The sequence below is a fragment of the Shimia sp. CNT1-13L.2 genome, assembly GCF_024331145.1.
Taxonomy (GTDB): Bacteria; Pseudomonadota; Alphaproteobacteria; order Rhodobacterales; family Rhodobacteraceae; genus Shimia.
Genome location: NZ_JANDJO010000001.1, coordinates 780,864 through 796,903 on the forward strand (window position 1 = coordinate 780,864; position 16,040 = coordinate 796,903).

A 16,040-nucleotide genomic window follows, 5' to 3' on the forward strand; every position below is an offset into this window, starting at 1 on the left:
CCTGCGGAAGACATGAACCAGTATACACCCTTCAGGAAACGCCCAAAGCTTAGCGGAGCGCAGAAATCTGCAATCCTGTTTCTTTGCCTTGGCGAAGAACGCGGTGGTGCCCTCATGCAGCAACTGGACGTCGCCGAAATTCGTAAGATCACGACCGCCATTTCATCAATGGGCGAGGTCCAGTCGGACGTTGTCGAAGAGATCATGGAAGAGTTCGGCGATAAGGTCGGCGAATATGGCAGTGTGACAGGCAACGCCGATGCCGCCAGAAACCTTCTGATGGGCTTCCTTCCCGAGGATCGCGTGGGCGAAATCCTGGGAGAAATCGAAACCCGGTCGGAAAATTCAGTTTGGGAAGAGCTGTCCAAGCTCGACGAAAAGCTGCTCGCCGATTTCCTGCGCAAGGAACACAATCAGACCATCGCCGTGATCCTCGCCAACCTGAAATCTGACTCTGTGGCTCGCCTTATCCCGCTTCTGGGTGAGGAACGCGCCACGGACCTGATCGAACGGATGCTGGCGACCGAAGAACTTCCTGCAGAAGCCATGCAGAACATCGAGGAAAGCCTTCGCACGGGCATCCTCGCAAGCGTTGAACGGAGCTCTGACGCGAAGGTCGAAAAGCAACTGGTATCGATCTTCAACAAGCTGGATGAACGTGTCTTCCAGGACCTTTCACGCGAGCTTGAAAAGCGCGTTCCTGACCAATTCCGCGCCATCAAGCAAAAGATGTTCGTATTCGACGACCTCGAGAAGCTTGCCCCGACGATGCTGGGCAAGATCATGCGCGAGATCACTGGAAAAACCCTTCCCCTTGCTCTGAGAGGCGCAAAAAAGGAAGTCCGCGAACACTTCCTAGGCTCACTCCCGGCGCGCTCCCGCGATATGCTTCAGGATGAGATGAAGGATATGGGCGCGGTTAAGTCCAAAGACGTCAAGCAGGCGCAGTCCGAGATGGTTGAGATTGCCATGCGCCTTGCCGCGGAAGGCGAGATCGAACTGCCCAGCGACGATGACGACGAGATGATCGACTAGGCGCGCAGACCCTTATCTATAAAGCGTTGAAGGCGCATAGTTGATCGCGGAGAAATCGATCGTGATCGGCACGAATTGGCCGCTGATACTCGAATTCTGAAGGATGGACAGCGCGGCACTGCTCACAGTCGTCTGCGCATTCAGCGCATCGGAGATGGCAACATATCTGCTTTCCAAGCGCTCCAGTTCAGCAGGATCAGCCAGCTTGGCCAGGTCAAACTTGCCCTCGAGAATACCCTTTTGCATATCCACTTCAAGGCCGGACATCTCGGAAGGCAGGCCCAATGCCACTTGAAAGAACTGCGTGAGATCGCGGTCTTTCAGGACGTCGTACCAACTATCGACTTCGCCAACCTTCTCGCGGAAGTGGAGGACAGTACCAACTGTTTCGTTCTGGGCGTCATTTTCGGCAACAAAGACGGTTTCGTAGTACCGATCCACGATGCCCTGAACCCAGAAAGCACTGTCGAAATTCGGGGTTTGTGGCCCCGAGGCCGTCGTAAAGCCCAACGCCCCATGAATTTCGCCAAAACGTGAATCCGTCAAACGGTTCACCAGCGATGTTTCATCAGAGGGATCGCTTTCAAGGATCTTGCGCATCATACCCCGACCAAAGATCTGGTCTTCCAGATCGAAGGCACGCATGACGAAGCTGTAAACCTCGTAGTCCTTGACGAATTCTTCTGGTGAAGAAATCGAGCCGATCCGCTCTCGAAAGTCAGCTTCCGCACGCTTATGCACGGCTTCATTGCGCATGTTTTCAATCTGACGATCCTTCGTGGAGTCAATCAGGTTGAGCGCAAGCTGGCTTCCAAGACCGGATATGCTCAGTACCATGGCAGCCCCCTACTCGGCCGCTGCCACGGACATTTTTTCGTTGATCATCTCGTAAAGCGACGCCTCATACTCAACAACCGGACGCAGGGCCCGCATCGCCTTGTAGTAGTTGCCACAGGAAACGTGGTTTGCCGCCTCGAAAATATGCACCGTGATGTCATCGTGAAACACGGGTGCAAGCTTGCCCAGCTTCTGTTGAACGATCGGCACGACCTTGTCGCGGATATTCGGATCAAGAAGCGCGGACTGAATGAAGAAGTAGACCTCCTTCACGGGTGTCCGTTCTTCCTGATCGTCAAGAAGGTCCGCTTCGCGCACGACATCGGCCTGGTTTTCAATGATCAGCATCTGCCGGCGATCCGAGTTGCGGATCACACAACCGTTTACCACGATGCGTTCATTTGGCTTGAGCGTAAGTCTAAGTCCCATGGGTCACTCCACCGCCTGAAATGCCCGTCCCTCCAGGCCCTGGAAAACGCTTCGATTGACGTCAATCAGAGGTTTGATCTTGAGAGAGCCGGCCATAACGCTTTGGGTGTGTCTTTCCACCCAGAGTGCCAAGGACAAAAGGGAGGACTTGAGCTGGGGATCAAGGGCATTGCCCTCTTCCACGAGATCAGCTTTGAAAGCCATCCAGATTTGCTCGTTCTTCCACAACGAGTGTCGAAGTCCGTCTGCAAGAAGTTGAAGTTTGTCGATCCTGCGCTCAGCCTCATCAAATTTGAGGTGCTCCCGCTCCAGTTCAGCGGTCACTTGCGCTAGAATACGACGCTCGATCTGCCGAGGCGCTTCCGTCTCGGAGATAGTGCGCTTGTACGCAGCTATAGTCATTCGGTTTCTTCCGTTTTTTATCGTTAGGTTTTCTGCCTCACGATTTCACTTTACGGGAGAGTGGTTAAAGCCGGATTAACCTTTTAGTAATTTGTGCGGCCTGTCACTTCTTTTTTGAAGCAGCGAACAACCTCAGGTTTTGCGCACATATCGAGAAGAGAAAACAAACCTCTAAGAATTATCTTTTCATTTCAGTTAATTATAAATTTTTCCTTCAAAAATGGAAAACGGCCACCCAATCTGGCGACCGTTTCAAATCAATAATGACGCAACCCACACACCCTGAAGTTGCGGAATCAGATCAGGTATGCGTGTGATTCAAGGCTGAATTTTGCATCAACGAACTCCGCTGACACCTTGGATTTCGATTTCCCGATCCGCGCCTTGGCAACACCCGGTTGCACCTGCGCCGCCGAAAGGGCTTTCAATTCGCGACCTGCCAGTTTCACCAGGATATTGCCCAGCACACGGCCCAATTCCTGACCGGACACACCATCTGCATTGGCAAAACTTGCCGGTTCAAACACAACAACCGCACCGCTTTCAAGGAAAACGCCCATCTCTTCGTCCAGCACGTCACCCAGAGTAGCGCCCGGGAAAAGCTCTTCATGCTCGAATATTGCGATGGGTTCAAAGACGTCCGATTTTGAAACGAAGCCAACAACAGGCACCTTGAGAAGCGCGCCAAGAACCTCGGCCAGCGGCGTCACATCCGTGTCGTCACGCGGCTCAAGAAAGTCACTCCAAATTTGCGCAAGAACACTTGAGGTTTCCATCTCTGCAGATCCGTTTTTATCGTTTTTCCCCTATATGTAGACTAGACCGCCACCCGCTTTAGTAGAACCTTGGAATTGTTAATCCTTCTTAGCCGTGTGCACCTGCAGAAAGATGGCCCCTTACTCCAAAACCTGACCTGCCTAATTTTTAGGCACCAGAATGCACGGCTCAAATGTCTGAAAAATAACAATTTTCCCAATTTGGATAGGTATCTGTCCACATGGGTAAAAGGAGCATTCAAAAATCAACTTAACCGAGTCTGTTTCACAACACATTTTGTGCGTTCACATATATCTTGTTGACGCCAAAAAGTTGACCACAATTGATTGTTGCACTCCTAGATTGCGCCCCAAATTGCGACATATACCATATCTGGTGCCAGCAACTATTCCGTCAGTGGACGTCGCTACTTAGGCCATCCTCCAAAAATGTCAGCTTGTAGCCGGCGGAACGCACTGTTTCGACTTCGATCTTTGCGCCGAAAGCGGCTTGGAATTTCTTGCGGATTTTTGCGACGTGAACGTCAAACTTACGGTCCCCGTATTTCCAGGGGCGCTGATCGATCTGATAGCTAAGATCGTCCCTCGACACGATTTCCCCGTCATGACGGATCAGAATGCGTGCCACTTGCGCCTCTGCCGTTGTCAGCTGGGCTTCGTTCGCGACATAGGCTTCAGCATCCCAATTCACGCGTTCCTGCGAGAATTCCTCAAGCGCGGGCATCTCGTCGACACGCAATTGAATACGATAGGCCATCTCCTTGAGCGCGAATGGCGGGCGTACAACATCGGTGGCGCCGGCCCTGAAGGATTGGGCGCCGAACTGGCCATCCGACAAATGATCCAGAACGACAATGACAGGAGGCGTATCCGTTTTCGCAACCTTGCGCACGAGCTCCAGACTCTTGTCCTGATCACCACTGATGATCAGAACCCGGCCTGAGCCGGACGGGCGCAACAGGGAGGCAGCATCCTCAAGGATTGAGGTGGCCTTGAAGTCATACTCGAGAACCACGGAAAACAGGTAGCCAAGAGACATGCGGATGCTTGCATCTTCTACGGCTAAAACAACTGAAATCCTGTTGTCGTATGTGTTCATTGGCTCCAAAGAGCAACGCTCCCTTGCGAAAGAATCCCCCCTCCAAACCCAGGCGAGCCACAACTCACGGCTTATCGGGAAGGCCCAATATCAACCGATTCAGAGTTAAAGATCAACACAACTTACAACTTTTATCGCCATTTTTGTACTCCCCTCAGAGGTGCAAGAAATGCTGAAAGACACACTGTTGAACTGCCCACATCCATGAAAAATCAGCGAACTTTATCCATCCAAGTTAAAGGAATGTTTAGAAATAGCGGCAAATTTTCCTTTCCCCTGCTTCTTTGACCAAAATTTAACCTTGCCCCTAATATTGGTAATCAAAAGGGCCGCAGAAGCGCCTAATAAGCACTTTGAAATGGAGTGGCTAAAAATGACAGGCGTTATTACAGGCGCGAGCGAGGCATCATTGCCCCGCAAAGACGCGATCAAGGCAGTCGCCAGAATGCAGGCTCTTCTTCACCTCGTCGAAGACGACGCATTTTTGAAAGAAGTTCTGAACAGCGCACAGCAGGTGGTCGAAAGGGCCGGACTGCTTGGAGATCTTGGTCAGAATCACGAGATCAGGGACCATTCCTCGGGGCTCGACACTCGCACATCAACGGTGCAGGCGAATATTCCGAAAGGATTGCTTCGCAAGCATTAACTGATGTTTCAACTACCTATAGGGGAACAGCAAGAACAGACTGTCTCCCCTAAGATTTAAAATAACACCATATTTGCATCTTTCCTTGACAGAGTTCTTCGCGATCCTGTTAAGGATTGTCCCGAAGTCCTTGTACTTCTGTAAATACTGGGTGTTCAGCGAGTGAGTGTTCCAAAATGTCGAACAGCAAGATCAGCGTAGCGAAAACCGAAAACGATGACGCGACCCAAGAGTTCTCCGACTCCGTTGCCCGTATCGTTGCCGCTTTTGCCGCACGCGAGGCTGCGACCGTGGAAGAAGTTGTCGAACTGGCGAACCGCCTGTCCCAAACTTTCACCGGCCTACCTGAAACCAAAACCCAATCCGCCCTGCGCTCGTCAACCAGCCAGGCGGCAACCCAAGTCATCGCTGATGGCGTTCCCGCGATCCCGATCGAAGATGCCGTGACGGATGACACCGTCTATTGTCTTTGCTGCGGTCGTGGCTTCACCATGCTCAAGCGCCACCTGATGGCCGAACATGGCCTGACGGAAGAGCAATATCGCATCAAGTTCGGCTTGGCAGAGGATTTCCCGCTTGTGGCTCCGAACTATTCCCAGCGCAAAGCCGCCTATGCAAAAGAGGTTGGCTTGGGGAAATATCGCCGCGAACAGCCGTCCGCCACCACACGTTAAGCGGTCAAACGCCTGACTTTTGTCATATTTGCGCCCATGTGGGGGCGGATTCACCGTTCATTAATTGCCTCGAAGGGCTAGGTGCATTGCGCCCGGTTCCGAAGTTACCAAGTTCAATGGTGCGTGAGAGGCAGAGACAATGGCGGCGAACGCAAAAGTAAACATCATCCGCAAGATCGAGGTCACCGAAGGCCACGGGCACCACGGCGGTGCCTGGAAAGTTGCTTATGCGGACTTCATGACCGCCATGATGGCATTCTTCCTGCTGTTGTGGATTCTCTCGTCCTCCGACGAACAAAAACTGCGCGGCATTGCCGAGTATTTCACCAATGCAACCCTACCCGGCGGCAGTGGTGTTCTCGATGGCGCGACGCTGGGCCCTCCCGGCACCCTGACGGCATCAAATGGCGCGGTCGTTGCCCGCGGCGCCGATCTGGGCAAGGTCGATGACCCCTCTCCCGCTCAATGGGAAGTGCGCGACGTCACTCCGACGGCCGATCCGCAGGAAAAGGTGAAAGGCAGCAACATTGGCGTGCACGAATATCCCGCAGCTGGGGCGTCCACCACGGAGTATGCCGACATTACGGATCCGCAGGAAGAGACCTCGGCGGCTGCAATGGCCGATGCCGGTGACGCAACAGAAGCAGGTGGTGCTGCAGCAAGCGAAATTACAGCAGAAGAAGCCGAGCAGGCTGCTGATGCCGCACGTCTGGCAGCACTTCACGAAGAACTTGTCCAGGCCATGCAAGACAACCCCGACCTGCGCCCGCTGCAAGAGAACGTGATCTTCGAGAAAACTCCAGAAGGTCTGCGCATCCAGATCGTTGATCAGGAAGGCAACCCGATGTTTGCCAGCGGTCAGGCCAAGATGGCAGGCGCAACCGAGAAACTGCTCCATAAACTGGGCACGTCCCTGTCTGGTCTGCCGAACAAGATGGTTATCACTGGCCACACCGACTCGGTTCCGTTCACCAGCCGGAAAGCCTACGACAACTGGGACCTGTCGACTGATCGTGCCAACGCAACGCGCCGGTTCCTTGAAACCGCAGGTGTCCAACGGAGCCGCATCATCCGGGTATCCGGCATGGCTGACACGGATCCGCTCGTGAAGGATGATCCCAAGCACGCGTCCAACCGTCGGATCAGCATCCTGTTGCAGTTCGAAAAACCTCTGGCACCCAAGCAATCGCAATCGCAATCGCAGGCCTCGGACAGCCAGCAAGCAGCAGCAACCACAAAGACAGCAGACAAACCTGCGGCTGTTGAATCAAAGGCAGAAGCAAAACCCGAGCCGGTTACAACCGCGCAGATGCTGGATGAAGCGGTGTTTGAAAACCTGCGCAGCGCCCTGCGCTAAGCATTATCCCCGTGCGGTTCATTCCGCGCGGGGAAAAAACTTCGAAAGCTGGAAGGGCTCTTTGCCCACAGGCTGTTCCGACTGAGTTTCAGCCGCTCTTTCCAAGCCCGTCAACATTCCGATTCCCAAACCAAACAAGCCAAAAAGAATGGCCACGGTTGTCGCCAGAAGCGCGCCCTTCTTGGAGGATTTCACAGTCTTGGCAGGAGCTGCGACGGGCACTTCAACCTGCTCGACAATTTCCGGCTTTTCCGGTTGCAACAACTTCGGATCAACTTCGATCTTGATGTCTTCCAGCTTGGGCTTCGCAACGGGTCTTTCATCTGCCCGCGCCTCAATCCGCAGGTAAACAAAATCTGCCGTTTTGCGCACTTGCACCGCCCCGACACCTTGTTCGAACAGCTTGCGAAGACGTTCCGGCAAAATTCCGGCGTCGATCAGGAAACGCGTCGGCGGCACCTGGAACCGGAGGGTGTTCTTCTCGCGCGCCAGCGCCACGACCTTGCCATCGTCCCGCAAGTAAATCTTCTCAGGGCTTACCACCCGCAGCTCAGAGCCATCTGCGCCCGGTTTGGAAACTTCGATCCATCCGCCTTGAGACTTGTAGAGCTGAAAGGTCTCAAACGCCGCGTCTTCCGCCTCGATCTCGATCAACGACCGAAACCCCGGCCCCGGAAGCGATGGTTTTGGGCGGCGCAGGAAACTTGGCAATGTCGCAAGCTTTGCGCCCTCTTCTGGCGCCTCCTTGATTTTCGATGCCAGCGACGATTTGAAGGACAAAACGATCTGTTCGTCTTCAAGGCCCGCGTCCTCGTGATCTTCCTCGCCAGGGTCTTCAACCGCACCAGTCTCGACCGCCCCTAACAGAACTTCGGGATTCAGCCCTTCTTCCAAGGCAAAGGTAAAGTTGACCGAATAATCGGCGGCCTCATCCACGATATCCTGCTGCTCCGCGACAAGCGCCATGAGACGTTGTTGATCTGAATAATGAAGAACCCGGGTCGGATATCCGTCTGCCTTTGGCACAACGCACATGTCGCTCGGCTCGATCTCAAAGTGACGGGACAGGCGTGCCAGTACGCTGCGCTGCTCTTCTTCGCGGAACACAATCAAACGGCAGTCACCGTCTGCGAAAAGGCAGATTGCCAGGCTCATGTCAGAGGGCCAGGCATCGAAAACCGATGACATCTCTCTTGCTTCTGCAAGAACAGCCAAAACTTTCTCGGAATGCAGCATGACAATCCCCCAGGATCAGGACATGTTTCTCCTCATGGTTATCACAAGGTTAATTCTTGTCAATTATTCTTGTGTAAATTGTATTGTACTTGCTTTTCCGACACGATTTTCTTGAAAAATGCGTAAAACTGGGTGATATGAAAGAGAGACGGTCACCCAGAGGCGATACACAATGAACATTCTTCTCGGTTTTGTCCTTGTTATGGGAATGGTTTTCGGGGGCTACCTGCTCTCTGGCGGCGAGATGGGGGTGATCACGCACGCCCTGCCATTCGAAGGCATGATGATTGGTGGAGCCTCGCTCGGTGCCTTTGTTGCCGCCAACTCATTTGGAACGATCAAGGCAACCGGCAAGGCGATCCTGAAGACATTCAAGGGGCCCAAGTGGGCCGCAAAGGACTATCTCGATCTTCTCAACCTGATGTTCACCTTGGCCAAGATGTATCAGCAACAGGGCATGCTTGCCTTGGATGAACACATCGAAAACCCCAAGGAAAGCAGCATCTTTTCGCAGTTTCCGAAAATCCAGAACGACCACTTCGCGATTGATCTGATTACCGACAGCTTCCGGATGCTGGCCTTGCAATTCGATGACCCGTTCCAGGCCGAAGACGTGATCAACAAGAAGCTCAAGAAGCACCACCACGAAGCGCTGGTGCCGCCGCACAGCCTGACCAAGGTCGCAGACGCGCTCCCCGCGATCGGGATTGTTGCCGCTGTTCTGGGTGTTATCAAAACCATGAGCTCGATCGACAAGCCGCCGGCCGTGCTGGGTGCCCTGATCGGTGGTGCGCTTGTGGGTACTTTCCTTGGTGTTTTCCTTGCTTATCTTTTCGTGGCACCGGTATCAGATCGCCTGAGCGCTATCGAAGAACAGGATGGTGTGTTCTACACCGTAATCCGCGACATCTTTGTCGCCATTCTTCAAAACCACTCGCCCACCATCTGTGTTGAAATCGGCCGCGGCAACATTCCGACCAGCCTGCAACCAACCTTCTACGAAATGGAAGAAGCCCGTCAGGACCTGACCGAGGCAGCATGAACCTGTGAGCAGAAACCGCCGCATAGCCGCCTTGGAAGTGCTGCAACGGATCAAGCAGCAGGAACTCGACGGCATCGGCGCACGGTTGTCGGACATCCGCACAGAGCAATCCTGGATCAACGAACAACTCGTGAGCCTGAGTCAGCTTGCCTCGCGGGAGGTAGAAGCCGCCACCACCGAAACCCTGCCCTTCCTGTCCGATTTCCTTCAGGCCACGGAGCTTCGGCGAAAGGCGTTGAACCTACGGCTCGAGGACCTGGCCAAGGCAGCACACGACATCGAGGAAGAACTCAAGTCTGCCTTCATCGATTCAAAGAAGAACGAGGTTGTTCTGGACATGGCCCGCACCAAGGACCAGCTTGCCGAGCAGCGGCGCGAGACGGCTGAAACCGCCGAAGTCGCCCAGAACATCTATTTGCGCCACAGACAGCGCTGAGCGCCTCTCAGGCAGCCGTTTCCAGCCCTGCGGCCCATAGCTCCCGGATTTGGTCAGGCAGCGTTGTCGGATCAAATGGCTTTGCAATCACGCCAAGATCATAAGGGCCACACAATGCCCCTTTTTCCGCGTCCAACAGCTTGGCCGTCATGTATATTCCGGGGATGGTCTCGAATCCGGGCGTTGCGCGAATGGCCGCAAGCGTCTCGGGGCCGGTCAGACCCGGCATCTGCACGTCACTCAGAATGAGCTGCGGCGCTGCGGATTCCAGCAGGTCCAAAGCCTTCTCGCCACGATCAGCTTGTACGATTTCAAATCCGCCAATCAGACCCAGCGCCATTTCGGCGATTTCAAGAATTTCCGGGTCATCTTCAACGTGAAGAATTTTGGTCAGTTCGCTCATTCGATCCTCCCCAATAGGTGAGTGCCACTTCTGTGGTATCAGGATGTGTTGCGGCGCCGTGCGCGGCCCCGGCCACCCCCATCTGTGCTTGTGAATTTCGAAACCACGCCGCGCTCGGCTTGTGGTGCCTGCCCACGGGCAACCACCAGAGACAGCGGCAGGCCCTCAGGAAGCTTGCCACCCTGAAGCGGGAAGATGGTTACGATGCTCGTGTTGTTGGCTTCGTGATAAAGGGCGATCGCATCGCCAGCGTGGTCTTCCTGCTCGGCAAGGCTGACGGCTTGCAGCGCGTCATCCACAACCATGTAACCTTGTTCTTTTGCCCAATCCGAAATGACCGGATTGCCCGAGATCAGGATACAGTTGATCTTTGCCTCTTCGCCTTCTGCTTCGCCCTTGATGCCCGCCAGCCACTCGTGCGCCAGAGGGAAGACCTCGTCTGCCGTCGGCTTTTTCGCGCCATCAGCTGCAGCTTCCAGCGCAACCTCGACGATCATGGCTTCCCGGTTCTCCATCATGCTGCGCTCGATCAGTTCCGACAAAAGCGAACGACCATCGGCACTCAGCCAGTTGAGGATGGAAGACTGAGAAAGAACACCACGGCCCTTGGCCACCTGCATCGCGTTGACGCGGCCCAGTTCAACCTCGACGGAACCACTCAGCTTGCGTGCGCTTCTCAAAAGCTGATTGACCGCGTGTTCGGCATCAGAACCAACGGCCACGGCCTCTTCCTCGCGAAGCGCCGAGAACACGGCCTCGTCGTCGTGGGAGAACTCAGCCGGAATGGCGACTAGCGATTCACCATCCATGCGTGGCAGATCAACGTAGAATTCGGTGCCTGTGCCCTCTTCACTCACAAAGAAGATACGCCCGTCATGGCTCTCGACAATCTGCTTGACGATGGCAAGCCCAAGTCCGGTACCACCCTGCGAACGGGTATCCGAGCTGTCAGCCTGCGAAAACTTGTCGAAAATCTTGTCCTGCGCATTTTTGGGAATGCCGGACCCAAAGTCGCGCACCGAAATCCGCCAGCATCCGTTGTTCTGATAGAGAGACACGATGATCTCTTCCCCCTTGGGAGAGAACTTCGCGGCATTCGACATCAGGTTGTCCATCACCTGGCGCAGGCGCCCAACGTCCCCAAGCGTCAAATGCGCCCGATCTTCTTCGTGCACATCGCTGCGGAACTTCACACCGAACTTGTCTGCATAGAACTGGTTCGCCTCAAGGGCGGCGGAAACCAGATCACGGAGATCAAAACTCTCCATGTTGAATTCCATCTTGCCGGCCTCGATTTTCTCAAGATCGAGAATATCGTTGATCAGCATCACCAGGCGGTCACAGTTCGTATTCGCCATCGTGACAAGTTTGTTCATCTTCTCCGGCATTTCGCCAAGGTTGCCCGAAAGCGCGAGGCCAAGCGCCCCTTTCATAGATGTCAGGGGCGTCCGCAACTCGTGGCTGACCGTGGCGATGAATTCGTTCTTGGCCTTCTCCGCCACCTTGCGCTCGGTGATGTCACGATAGATTGCGATCAGGCGGGGTTCGTCCTGCTCTGGTTCGGCGTATTCAAGGCTGATTTCATAGGTAATGCCACCCTTGGCCTCGGTCTCCCAGGTCATCCGACGTTGCGGTCCGGCGATGATCGCATCCGCGCGCGTTTTCAACTCTTTAAAGTCGTCTTCGGTGATCAGATCGCTCGCCTTCTTACCGCGCCAGTCATCCCCGGCACTGCGGCGCGACAGGGTACGCTCGGCAGCTTCGTTGGCATGCAGCAACTCGAAAGAGCCCGGACGCATGACAAAGACCTGATCCTGGATAAGTTCCAGCGTGTTTTGGAACCGCGCTTCCGACGCGCCTTTACGCGTCTTGGTAACGTCTGTTGCAACGATTGCGACTTCGCTCAACTGATCCGACGTGCTGGTCACCGGAACAAACGTACACTGGATCCAGGCAGCCGACCCGTCTTCGCGCGTCAGCTTGAGCGGCCCAGCCCAGGACACACCCAGTTCCATGCTACTCATGATCTCGTCTTCCAGAAGCGTCTGGTCGTTTTCATTCAGAAGATCACGCAAGGGGCGATCCACCAGACCCTGACGCGTGCGCTCACTGGCTTTTATAAACCGTTCGTTGACGTGCGAAATCACGCCATCCTTATTGAGCATACAGAACACCGTGTGTTCCTCGATGGCGCTGCGATAGAACTTCTTGGAGCGCACTTCCGACTGGAGAACATCGCGCTGCTCTTCAGCAAGCTGCACGTTGCGGCGCAATTCATAAACAAGGAACGCCAGCGAGACGAGGCTCAGTGCCAGAACCCCTAGGATCGTCCAGCGGTAGGTGCGGAAAATCCGGGCGACCGCCTGCATGATGTAGTTCTCATAGGGGCGCGCGCGAAGGGAGATCAGCAAGTCATGAACAGCGTGATAGTTCTGCGGCGCCTGCCAGACAGCGCCATTTGCCGAAATCGAAGCCGGGCTGCTTGGAGTAACCGACAGTAACGTGTTGATCGTCAGGGCAAGCGCATCTTCCGGCATTCCCGGAAGCGCCGACATCACCCATTCCGGATAAAGCGGCGTGCTCGCCCAGTAAGGAAACTCGCTGTGGGCCAAAAGACCAACGGGCGCGAAATCACCGATATCGACAACACCCTTGCGGGCAAGGCTTTCTAGGATGCCCGCACGAACCACGCCTGCATCAACCAGACCTGACTGAACCGCATAGATCACTTCCCGCTCGTTCCCACCGGAGAACACCAAGTCACCTAGGATGTCACTAGGCTCAAGACGGTGCTTGCGGAACTCCTGCTCGGCCAGCCACCACCCCGAAAAGTCGTTCTGAGCGACGGCCATGACCTTGCGGCCTTCCAGTTGCTCAAGCGAGCGAATTGCTGTGTCCGAACGCACGAAGACCAAGGCACCGGTCATGTCGTATGCACGGTCTTCCCACATATGCGCCATGGAAAGCAGCGAGCGCGCGCCATACTCAACTTCCGCGGCCACAAACGACGCCGGATCGGTCAACAGCATATCTACCGACTGGTCTTCGATCGATTTGTAGAGCGTGCCATGCGTCTGCGGTTGGATCGTAAAGCGATACGGCAATTTCTGTTCATCAGCAGCGGCATTCAAAAGATCGGCAGTAGCCTGCCAGGCCTCAAGCGCACGCGTTGCGCCCTCGGTAGCCAGGATGCCAATCTGAAATTCCTCGCGCTCAACAGACGTCTCCGCCTGCTGCGCCGTTGCAAGCGGCCCACCCAGCCCAAACAAAAGGGCCAAACATAAAATACTGAAAACTAGAACCCAGGTACCTCTTCCAAGCCAGGAAGCTAGTTTTGTGCCGAGATCTTTGACACGCATCACAGCCTCACTCGCTATTGAGGATTGTCTCTATCTCGTCCAGCAGGGCATTCAGGAGTTCTTTGGCGAACCCAACCTCCAATGGACGCGGACCGGCGAGCAGCAAGTCGATGTGGTGTTCCAACTGGGCCGCCAGACTGCCCAGTCGCGCAAAACCGACTGTTCCGGCAAGGCCATGCAGCTTGTGCGCCTTGGCCCGGATACTGTTAATCGCATTTTCGGATTGGGCGGGGTCATCGACGATTTCCAGATAGTCCAGAAACTCGTCCTCACGATCCTCCAAGCCCAAGATAAAACGTTCTCTGATCCTGGCTATGCCAGATTCAAGAGTGGCGGCACCTGCCGCTCCCACGCCATGAGTCATAACTGCAACCCGCTCGATTTTGCGTCGTTTGACGCTTTTTTGGTTCTTTTCGGCAGCTTACATCAGTTTCAAGGAAAACGTGAAGATTTTCTTCAAAAGGTTAAATCTGGATTAACGTTTTCGAAGATTTCTCTCTCATTTTCCGGTTTGTGGGATCATTTCACCACAGTTCCCAACAGGCCAGCGCCCCCACGCACGCCCATAGGTTTATTTCCTGCGTCACTTTTCCCGATCTGGTTACGCCGCGAAGGGAACACCCAGTCGGTCACCAAGCTTTTTTGTCCGTGCTCCGGGATTGGCCGCCCCCGCTTCCGAAAGGCTTTCCAAGGCACGGTTCAGGAACCGCAGGTCTTCGCGCTTCTCAAACAGCTTCGGGGCCGATTTCTCGCCAACCAGCGCGGTAAAGCTGGTCTGAACCTCGTCGCAGTACACAAGGTCAGGATCGTTCAGCATGACGATCAGATCGCTCTGCATCTCGCTCGTGGCCGGAATCTTGTGGCGATTGCCCACACACAGGAATGTGCCGTTGCCCACATAAGACATGAAGGCCTGCGCACCACACAGAAGGTCCGCGAGAACCTCTGCGATGTCGGTAAGCACATAGGTGAACTCACCCTCACCCGATCCTGCGTGCACTGCGCTAAGCTCCGGAATGTTGATCGCAACCGCGGCCAGCGGGAAATGCTTCTGCTCAAGGTTGATGAGCACATAGTTTTCAAGGATCGCGCTATTGACGAAGCCACGGATTTCCGTGATCGCAATCGGTTCGGAGAACGGCGGCTTCGGCTTGGCCTGTGCAGTAACTGCCGCCTGGCTGGCACGTTTGGTTTCCGCCTGAAGACGGTCCGCAAGCCGGATGCGTGTAATCAATTCGGTGGTATCGAACGGCTTGGTCACATAGTCCGTGGCACCCGCCGAGAATGCGCGACCGATGTAATCCTGGTTGTTCATCGCGGTGATCATAACGACCGGAGTGTCCTTATACTGGACCATGTTCCGGACGTCGCCACACAGCTCGATCCCGTCCTTGCCCGGCATCTGGATATCGAACATGAAGCAATCAAAGGGCTGCGCCGCCGCCTGGATCTTTTCGAGACCGTCTTCGCCGCTTTCCGCCTGGGTGACGTCCTCATAACCGTGCGCGGTCAGAATCTCGACCAGCAGTTCACGGATCAGCTCATCGTCATCCACTACAAGAATTTTCATCTCTGTCTCCAACAAACCGGATCCCAGTACCTGCTTCTGCACACTGCTTTTGATCCGTCGCCGGCCCTTTCAGGGCTCACCGCCTGTCGGTTTTCGCGCTTACCCGACTCTGGCGGCCTTGTGATTCATCTAAAAGGAGAAATGTGGCGCGAATTTGGCCGCATGTGGAAATATTCGCCTCAAACGGGAATATTGTCTTCAGTGCGGAAACAAAGGTGGTGGCCAATTTCATACAAATACACGTAGCGGAAAAGTCAGTTCGGCTTGCGCGGTCAATCTGATTTGTCGATAGTTGACGCTAGATAACGCCATTTGATTTTGGAGATTTCGATGCCCCCCATTCTTGTAAACGGCACCCCCAATAATGACACCATCAACCGCACCGGAGACATCGGCAACTATGTGATCGATGGCGGCGCGGGCAACGATACTCTTTATGGCGGCGTTTTTGATGACACACTCCTTGGCGGCACCGGCAACGACTCCCTCTACGGCAACGGCGGCGATGACTCGATTGATGCCGGGGCGGGCAATGACAAGGTCTATGTCAGCGACATCGATGGCAATGACACGCTGATCGGCGGGGCGGGCAATGACTTCCTCGAACTGGATCGCAGCACACACGACACCCAGTTTAATGTCACCTTTGATGCTGGCACGCCCGGTCTGATCCAACTCGCCGACGGCACCGAGTTCTCGGGCTTTGAGCAAGTCTACTTTTATGCAGGGAACGCGGATG

At 54.8% G+C, this 16,040-nt stretch carries 17 protein-coding genes; 7 read left to right on the forward strand and 10 right to left on the reverse strand.

The features are described from left to right. The first annotated feature begins 12 nt into the window (after window positions 1-12). The gene (locus tag NNA36_RS03830) at window positions 13-1,035 is read left to right on the forward strand and encodes a flagellar motor switch protein FliG (protein WP_255104346.1); all 1,023 of its coding nucleotides are present in this window, start codon (window positions 13-15) and stop codon (window positions 1,033-1,035) included. A gap of 12 nt (window positions 1,036-1,047) precedes the next feature. Here NNA36_RS03830 and NNA36_RS03835 read toward each other — a convergent pair whose 3' ends face one another. The 5 genes from NNA36_RS03835 to NNA36_RS03855 form a co-directional block, all read right to left on the reverse strand. Next, the gene (locus NNA36_RS03835; RefSeq protein ID WP_255104348.1) at window positions 1,048-1,872 is read right to left on the reverse strand and encodes a DUF1217 domain-containing protein; all 825 of its coding nucleotides are present in this window, start codon (window positions 1,870-1,872) and stop codon (window positions 1,048-1,050) included. Window positions 1,873-1,881: 9 nt separating this feature from the next. Beyond that, complete coding sequence (locus NNA36_RS03840; protein WP_255104350.1) at window positions 1,882-2,301, reverse strand: flagellar biosynthesis repressor FlbT; 420 nt, start codon at window positions 2,299-2,301, stop codon at window positions 1,882-1,884. Window positions 2,302-2,304: 3 nt separating this feature from the next. After that, window positions 2,305-2,703: a flagellar biosynthesis regulator FlaF gene (locus NNA36_RS03845; protein WP_255104352.1), complete on the reverse strand. Its 399-nt coding sequence runs from the start codon at window positions 2,701-2,703 to the stop codon at window positions 2,305-2,307. Window positions 2,704-2,999: 296 nt separating this feature from the next. Then, on the reverse strand, window positions 3,000-3,479 hold the full coding sequence (locus NNA36_RS03850) for a hypothetical protein (protein WP_255104353.1): 480 nt from the start codon (window positions 3,477-3,479) through the stop codon (window positions 3,000-3,002). 394 nt (window positions 3,480-3,873) lie between these two features. Further along, a complete protein-coding gene (locus NNA36_RS03855) occupies window positions 3,874-4,518 on the reverse strand; it encodes a winged helix-turn-helix domain-containing protein (RefSeq protein WP_255104355.1) in 645 nt (214 codons plus the stop codon). 433 nt (window positions 4,519-4,951) lie between these two features. Between NNA36_RS03855 and NNA36_RS03860 the strand changes: the two genes are divergently transcribed. From NNA36_RS03860 to NNA36_RS19910, 3 genes are all read left to right on the forward strand, one after another. Continuing rightward, window positions 4,952-5,224, forward strand: a complete 273-nt coding sequence (locus NNA36_RS03860) for a hypothetical protein (protein ID WP_255104357.1) — start codon at window positions 4,952-4,954, stop codon at window positions 5,222-5,224. A 176-nt stretch (window positions 5,225-5,400) separates the two neighbouring features. Next, entirely contained in the window at window positions 5,401-5,898 is a 498-nt protein-coding gene (locus tag NNA36_RS03865) for a MucR family transcriptional regulator (protein ID WP_255104358.1), read from the forward strand. A 139-nt stretch (window positions 5,899-6,037) separates the two neighbouring features. Next, on the forward strand, window positions 6,038-7,255 hold the full coding sequence (locus NNA36_RS19910) for a flagellar motor protein MotB (protein ID WP_303623613.1): 1,218 nt from the start codon (window positions 6,038-6,040) through the stop codon (window positions 7,253-7,255). An 18-nt stretch (window positions 7,256-7,273) separates the two neighbouring features. Here the strand turns inward: NNA36_RS19910 and NNA36_RS03880 are convergent, their stop codons facing one another. Further along, complete coding sequence (locus NNA36_RS03880; protein ID WP_255104360.1) at window positions 7,274-8,491, reverse strand: hypothetical protein; 1,218 nt, start codon at window positions 8,489-8,491, stop codon at window positions 7,274-7,276. Between the two features lie 172 nt (window positions 8,492-8,663). Between NNA36_RS03880 and motA the strand changes: the two genes are divergently transcribed. Together motA and NNA36_RS03890 are read left to right on the forward strand one after the other, a co-directional pair. After that, window positions 8,664-9,533 carry a flagellar motor stator protein MotA gene (motA, locus tag NNA36_RS03885; protein WP_255104362.1) on the forward strand — a complete coding sequence of 290 codons (870 nt, stop codon included), beginning with the start codon at window positions 8,664-8,666 and terminating at the stop codon, window positions 9,531-9,533. A 4-nt stretch (window positions 9,534-9,537) separates the two neighbouring features. After that, window positions 9,538-9,969 carry a hypothetical protein gene (locus tag NNA36_RS03890; protein WP_255104364.1) on the forward strand — a complete coding sequence of 144 codons (432 nt, stop codon included), beginning with the start codon at window positions 9,538-9,540 and terminating at the stop codon, window positions 9,967-9,969. A gap of 7 nt (window positions 9,970-9,976) precedes the next feature. Here the strand turns inward: NNA36_RS03890 and NNA36_RS03895 are convergent, their stop codons facing one another. The 4 genes from NNA36_RS03895 to NNA36_RS03910 all read right to left on the reverse strand — a co-directional run bounded on the left by NNA36_RS03895 (window position 9,977) and on the right by NNA36_RS03910 (window position 15,301). Further along, window positions 9,977-10,372 carry a response regulator gene (locus tag NNA36_RS03895; protein WP_255104365.1) on the reverse strand — a complete coding sequence of 132 codons (396 nt, stop codon included), beginning with the start codon at window positions 10,370-10,372 and terminating at the stop codon, window positions 9,977-9,979. A 38-nt stretch (window positions 10,373-10,410) separates the two neighbouring features. Then, the gene (locus NNA36_RS03900) at window positions 10,411-13,650 is read right to left on the reverse strand and encodes an ATP-binding protein (RefSeq protein WP_255104367.1); all 3,240 of its coding nucleotides are present in this window, start codon (window positions 13,648-13,650) and stop codon (window positions 10,411-10,413) included. A gap of 88 nt (window positions 13,651-13,738) precedes the next feature. Continuing rightward, complete coding sequence (locus tag NNA36_RS03905; protein ID WP_255104369.1) at window positions 13,739-14,095, reverse strand: Hpt domain-containing protein; 357 nt, start codon at window positions 14,093-14,095, stop codon at window positions 13,739-13,741. Between the two features lie 237 nt (window positions 14,096-14,332). Then, window positions 14,333-15,301, reverse strand: a complete 969-nt coding sequence (locus NNA36_RS03910; protein WP_255104370.1) for a response regulator transcription factor — start codon at window positions 15,299-15,301, stop codon at window positions 14,333-14,335. Window positions 15,302-15,631: 330 nt separating this feature from the next. Between NNA36_RS03910 and NNA36_RS03915 the strand changes: the two genes are divergently transcribed. Beyond that, window positions 15,632-16,040: calcium-binding protein (locus NNA36_RS03915; protein WP_369681616.1), on the forward strand; the 409-nt coding region annotated here is incomplete at its 3' end.

What these genes read in the sequence shown, in the direction of transcription:
- NNA36_RS03895 (WP_255104365.1), bottom strand. Translation starts at nt 10,372, where the DNA reads ATGAGCGAACTGACCAAAATTCTTCACGTTGAAGATGACCCGGAAATT.
- NNA36_RS03840 (WP_255104350.1), bottom strand. Translation starts at nt 2,301, where the DNA reads ATGGGACTTAGACTTACGCTCAAGCCAAATGAACGCATCGTGGTAAAC.
- NNA36_RS03865 (WP_255104358.1), top strand. Translation starts at nt 5,401, where the DNA reads ATGTCGAACAGCAAGATCAGCGTAGCGAAAACCGAAAACGATGACGCG.
- NNA36_RS03905 (WP_255104369.1), bottom strand. Translation starts at nt 14,095, where the DNA reads ATGACTCATGGCGTGGGAGCGGCAGGTGCCGCCACTCTTGAATCTGGC.
- NNA36_RS03860 (WP_255104357.1), top strand. Translation starts at nt 4,952, where the DNA reads ATGACAGGCGTTATTACAGGCGCGAGCGAGGCATCATTGCCCCGCAAA.
- NNA36_RS03855 (WP_255104355.1), bottom strand. Translation starts at nt 4,518, where the DNA reads ATGTCTCTTGGCTACCTGTTTTCCGTGGTTCTCGAGTATGACTTCAAG.
- NNA36_RS03910 (WP_255104370.1), bottom strand. Translation starts at nt 15,301, where the DNA reads ATGAAAATTCTTGTAGTGGATGACGATGAGCTGATCCGTGAACTGCTG.
- NNA36_RS03850 (WP_255104353.1), bottom strand. Translation starts at nt 3,479, where the DNA reads ATGGAAACCTCAAGTGTTCTTGCGCAAATTTGGAGTGACTTTCTTGAG.
- NNA36_RS03845 (WP_255104352.1), bottom strand. Translation starts at nt 2,703, where the DNA reads ATGACTATAGCTGCGTACAAGCGCACTATCTCCGAGACGGAAGCGCCT.
- NNA36_RS03835 (WP_255104348.1), bottom strand. Translation starts at nt 1,872, where the DNA reads ATGGTACTGAGCATATCCGGTCTTGGAAGCCAGCTTGCGCTCAACCTG.
- NNA36_RS03830 (WP_255104346.1), top strand. Translation starts at nt 13, where the DNA reads ATGAACCAGTATACACCCTTCAGGAAACGCCCAAAGCTTAGCGGAGCG.
- NNA36_RS03880 (WP_255104360.1), bottom strand. Translation starts at nt 8,491, where the DNA reads ATGCTGCATTCCGAGAAAGTTTTGGCTGTTCTTGCAGAAGCAAGAGAG.
- NNA36_RS19910 (WP_303623613.1), top strand. Translation starts at nt 6,038, where the DNA reads ATGGCGGCGAACGCAAAAGTAAACATCATCCGCAAGATCGAGGTCACC.
- motA (WP_255104362.1), top strand. Translation starts at nt 8,664, where the DNA reads ATGAACATTCTTCTCGGTTTTGTCCTTGTTATGGGAATGGTTTTCGGG.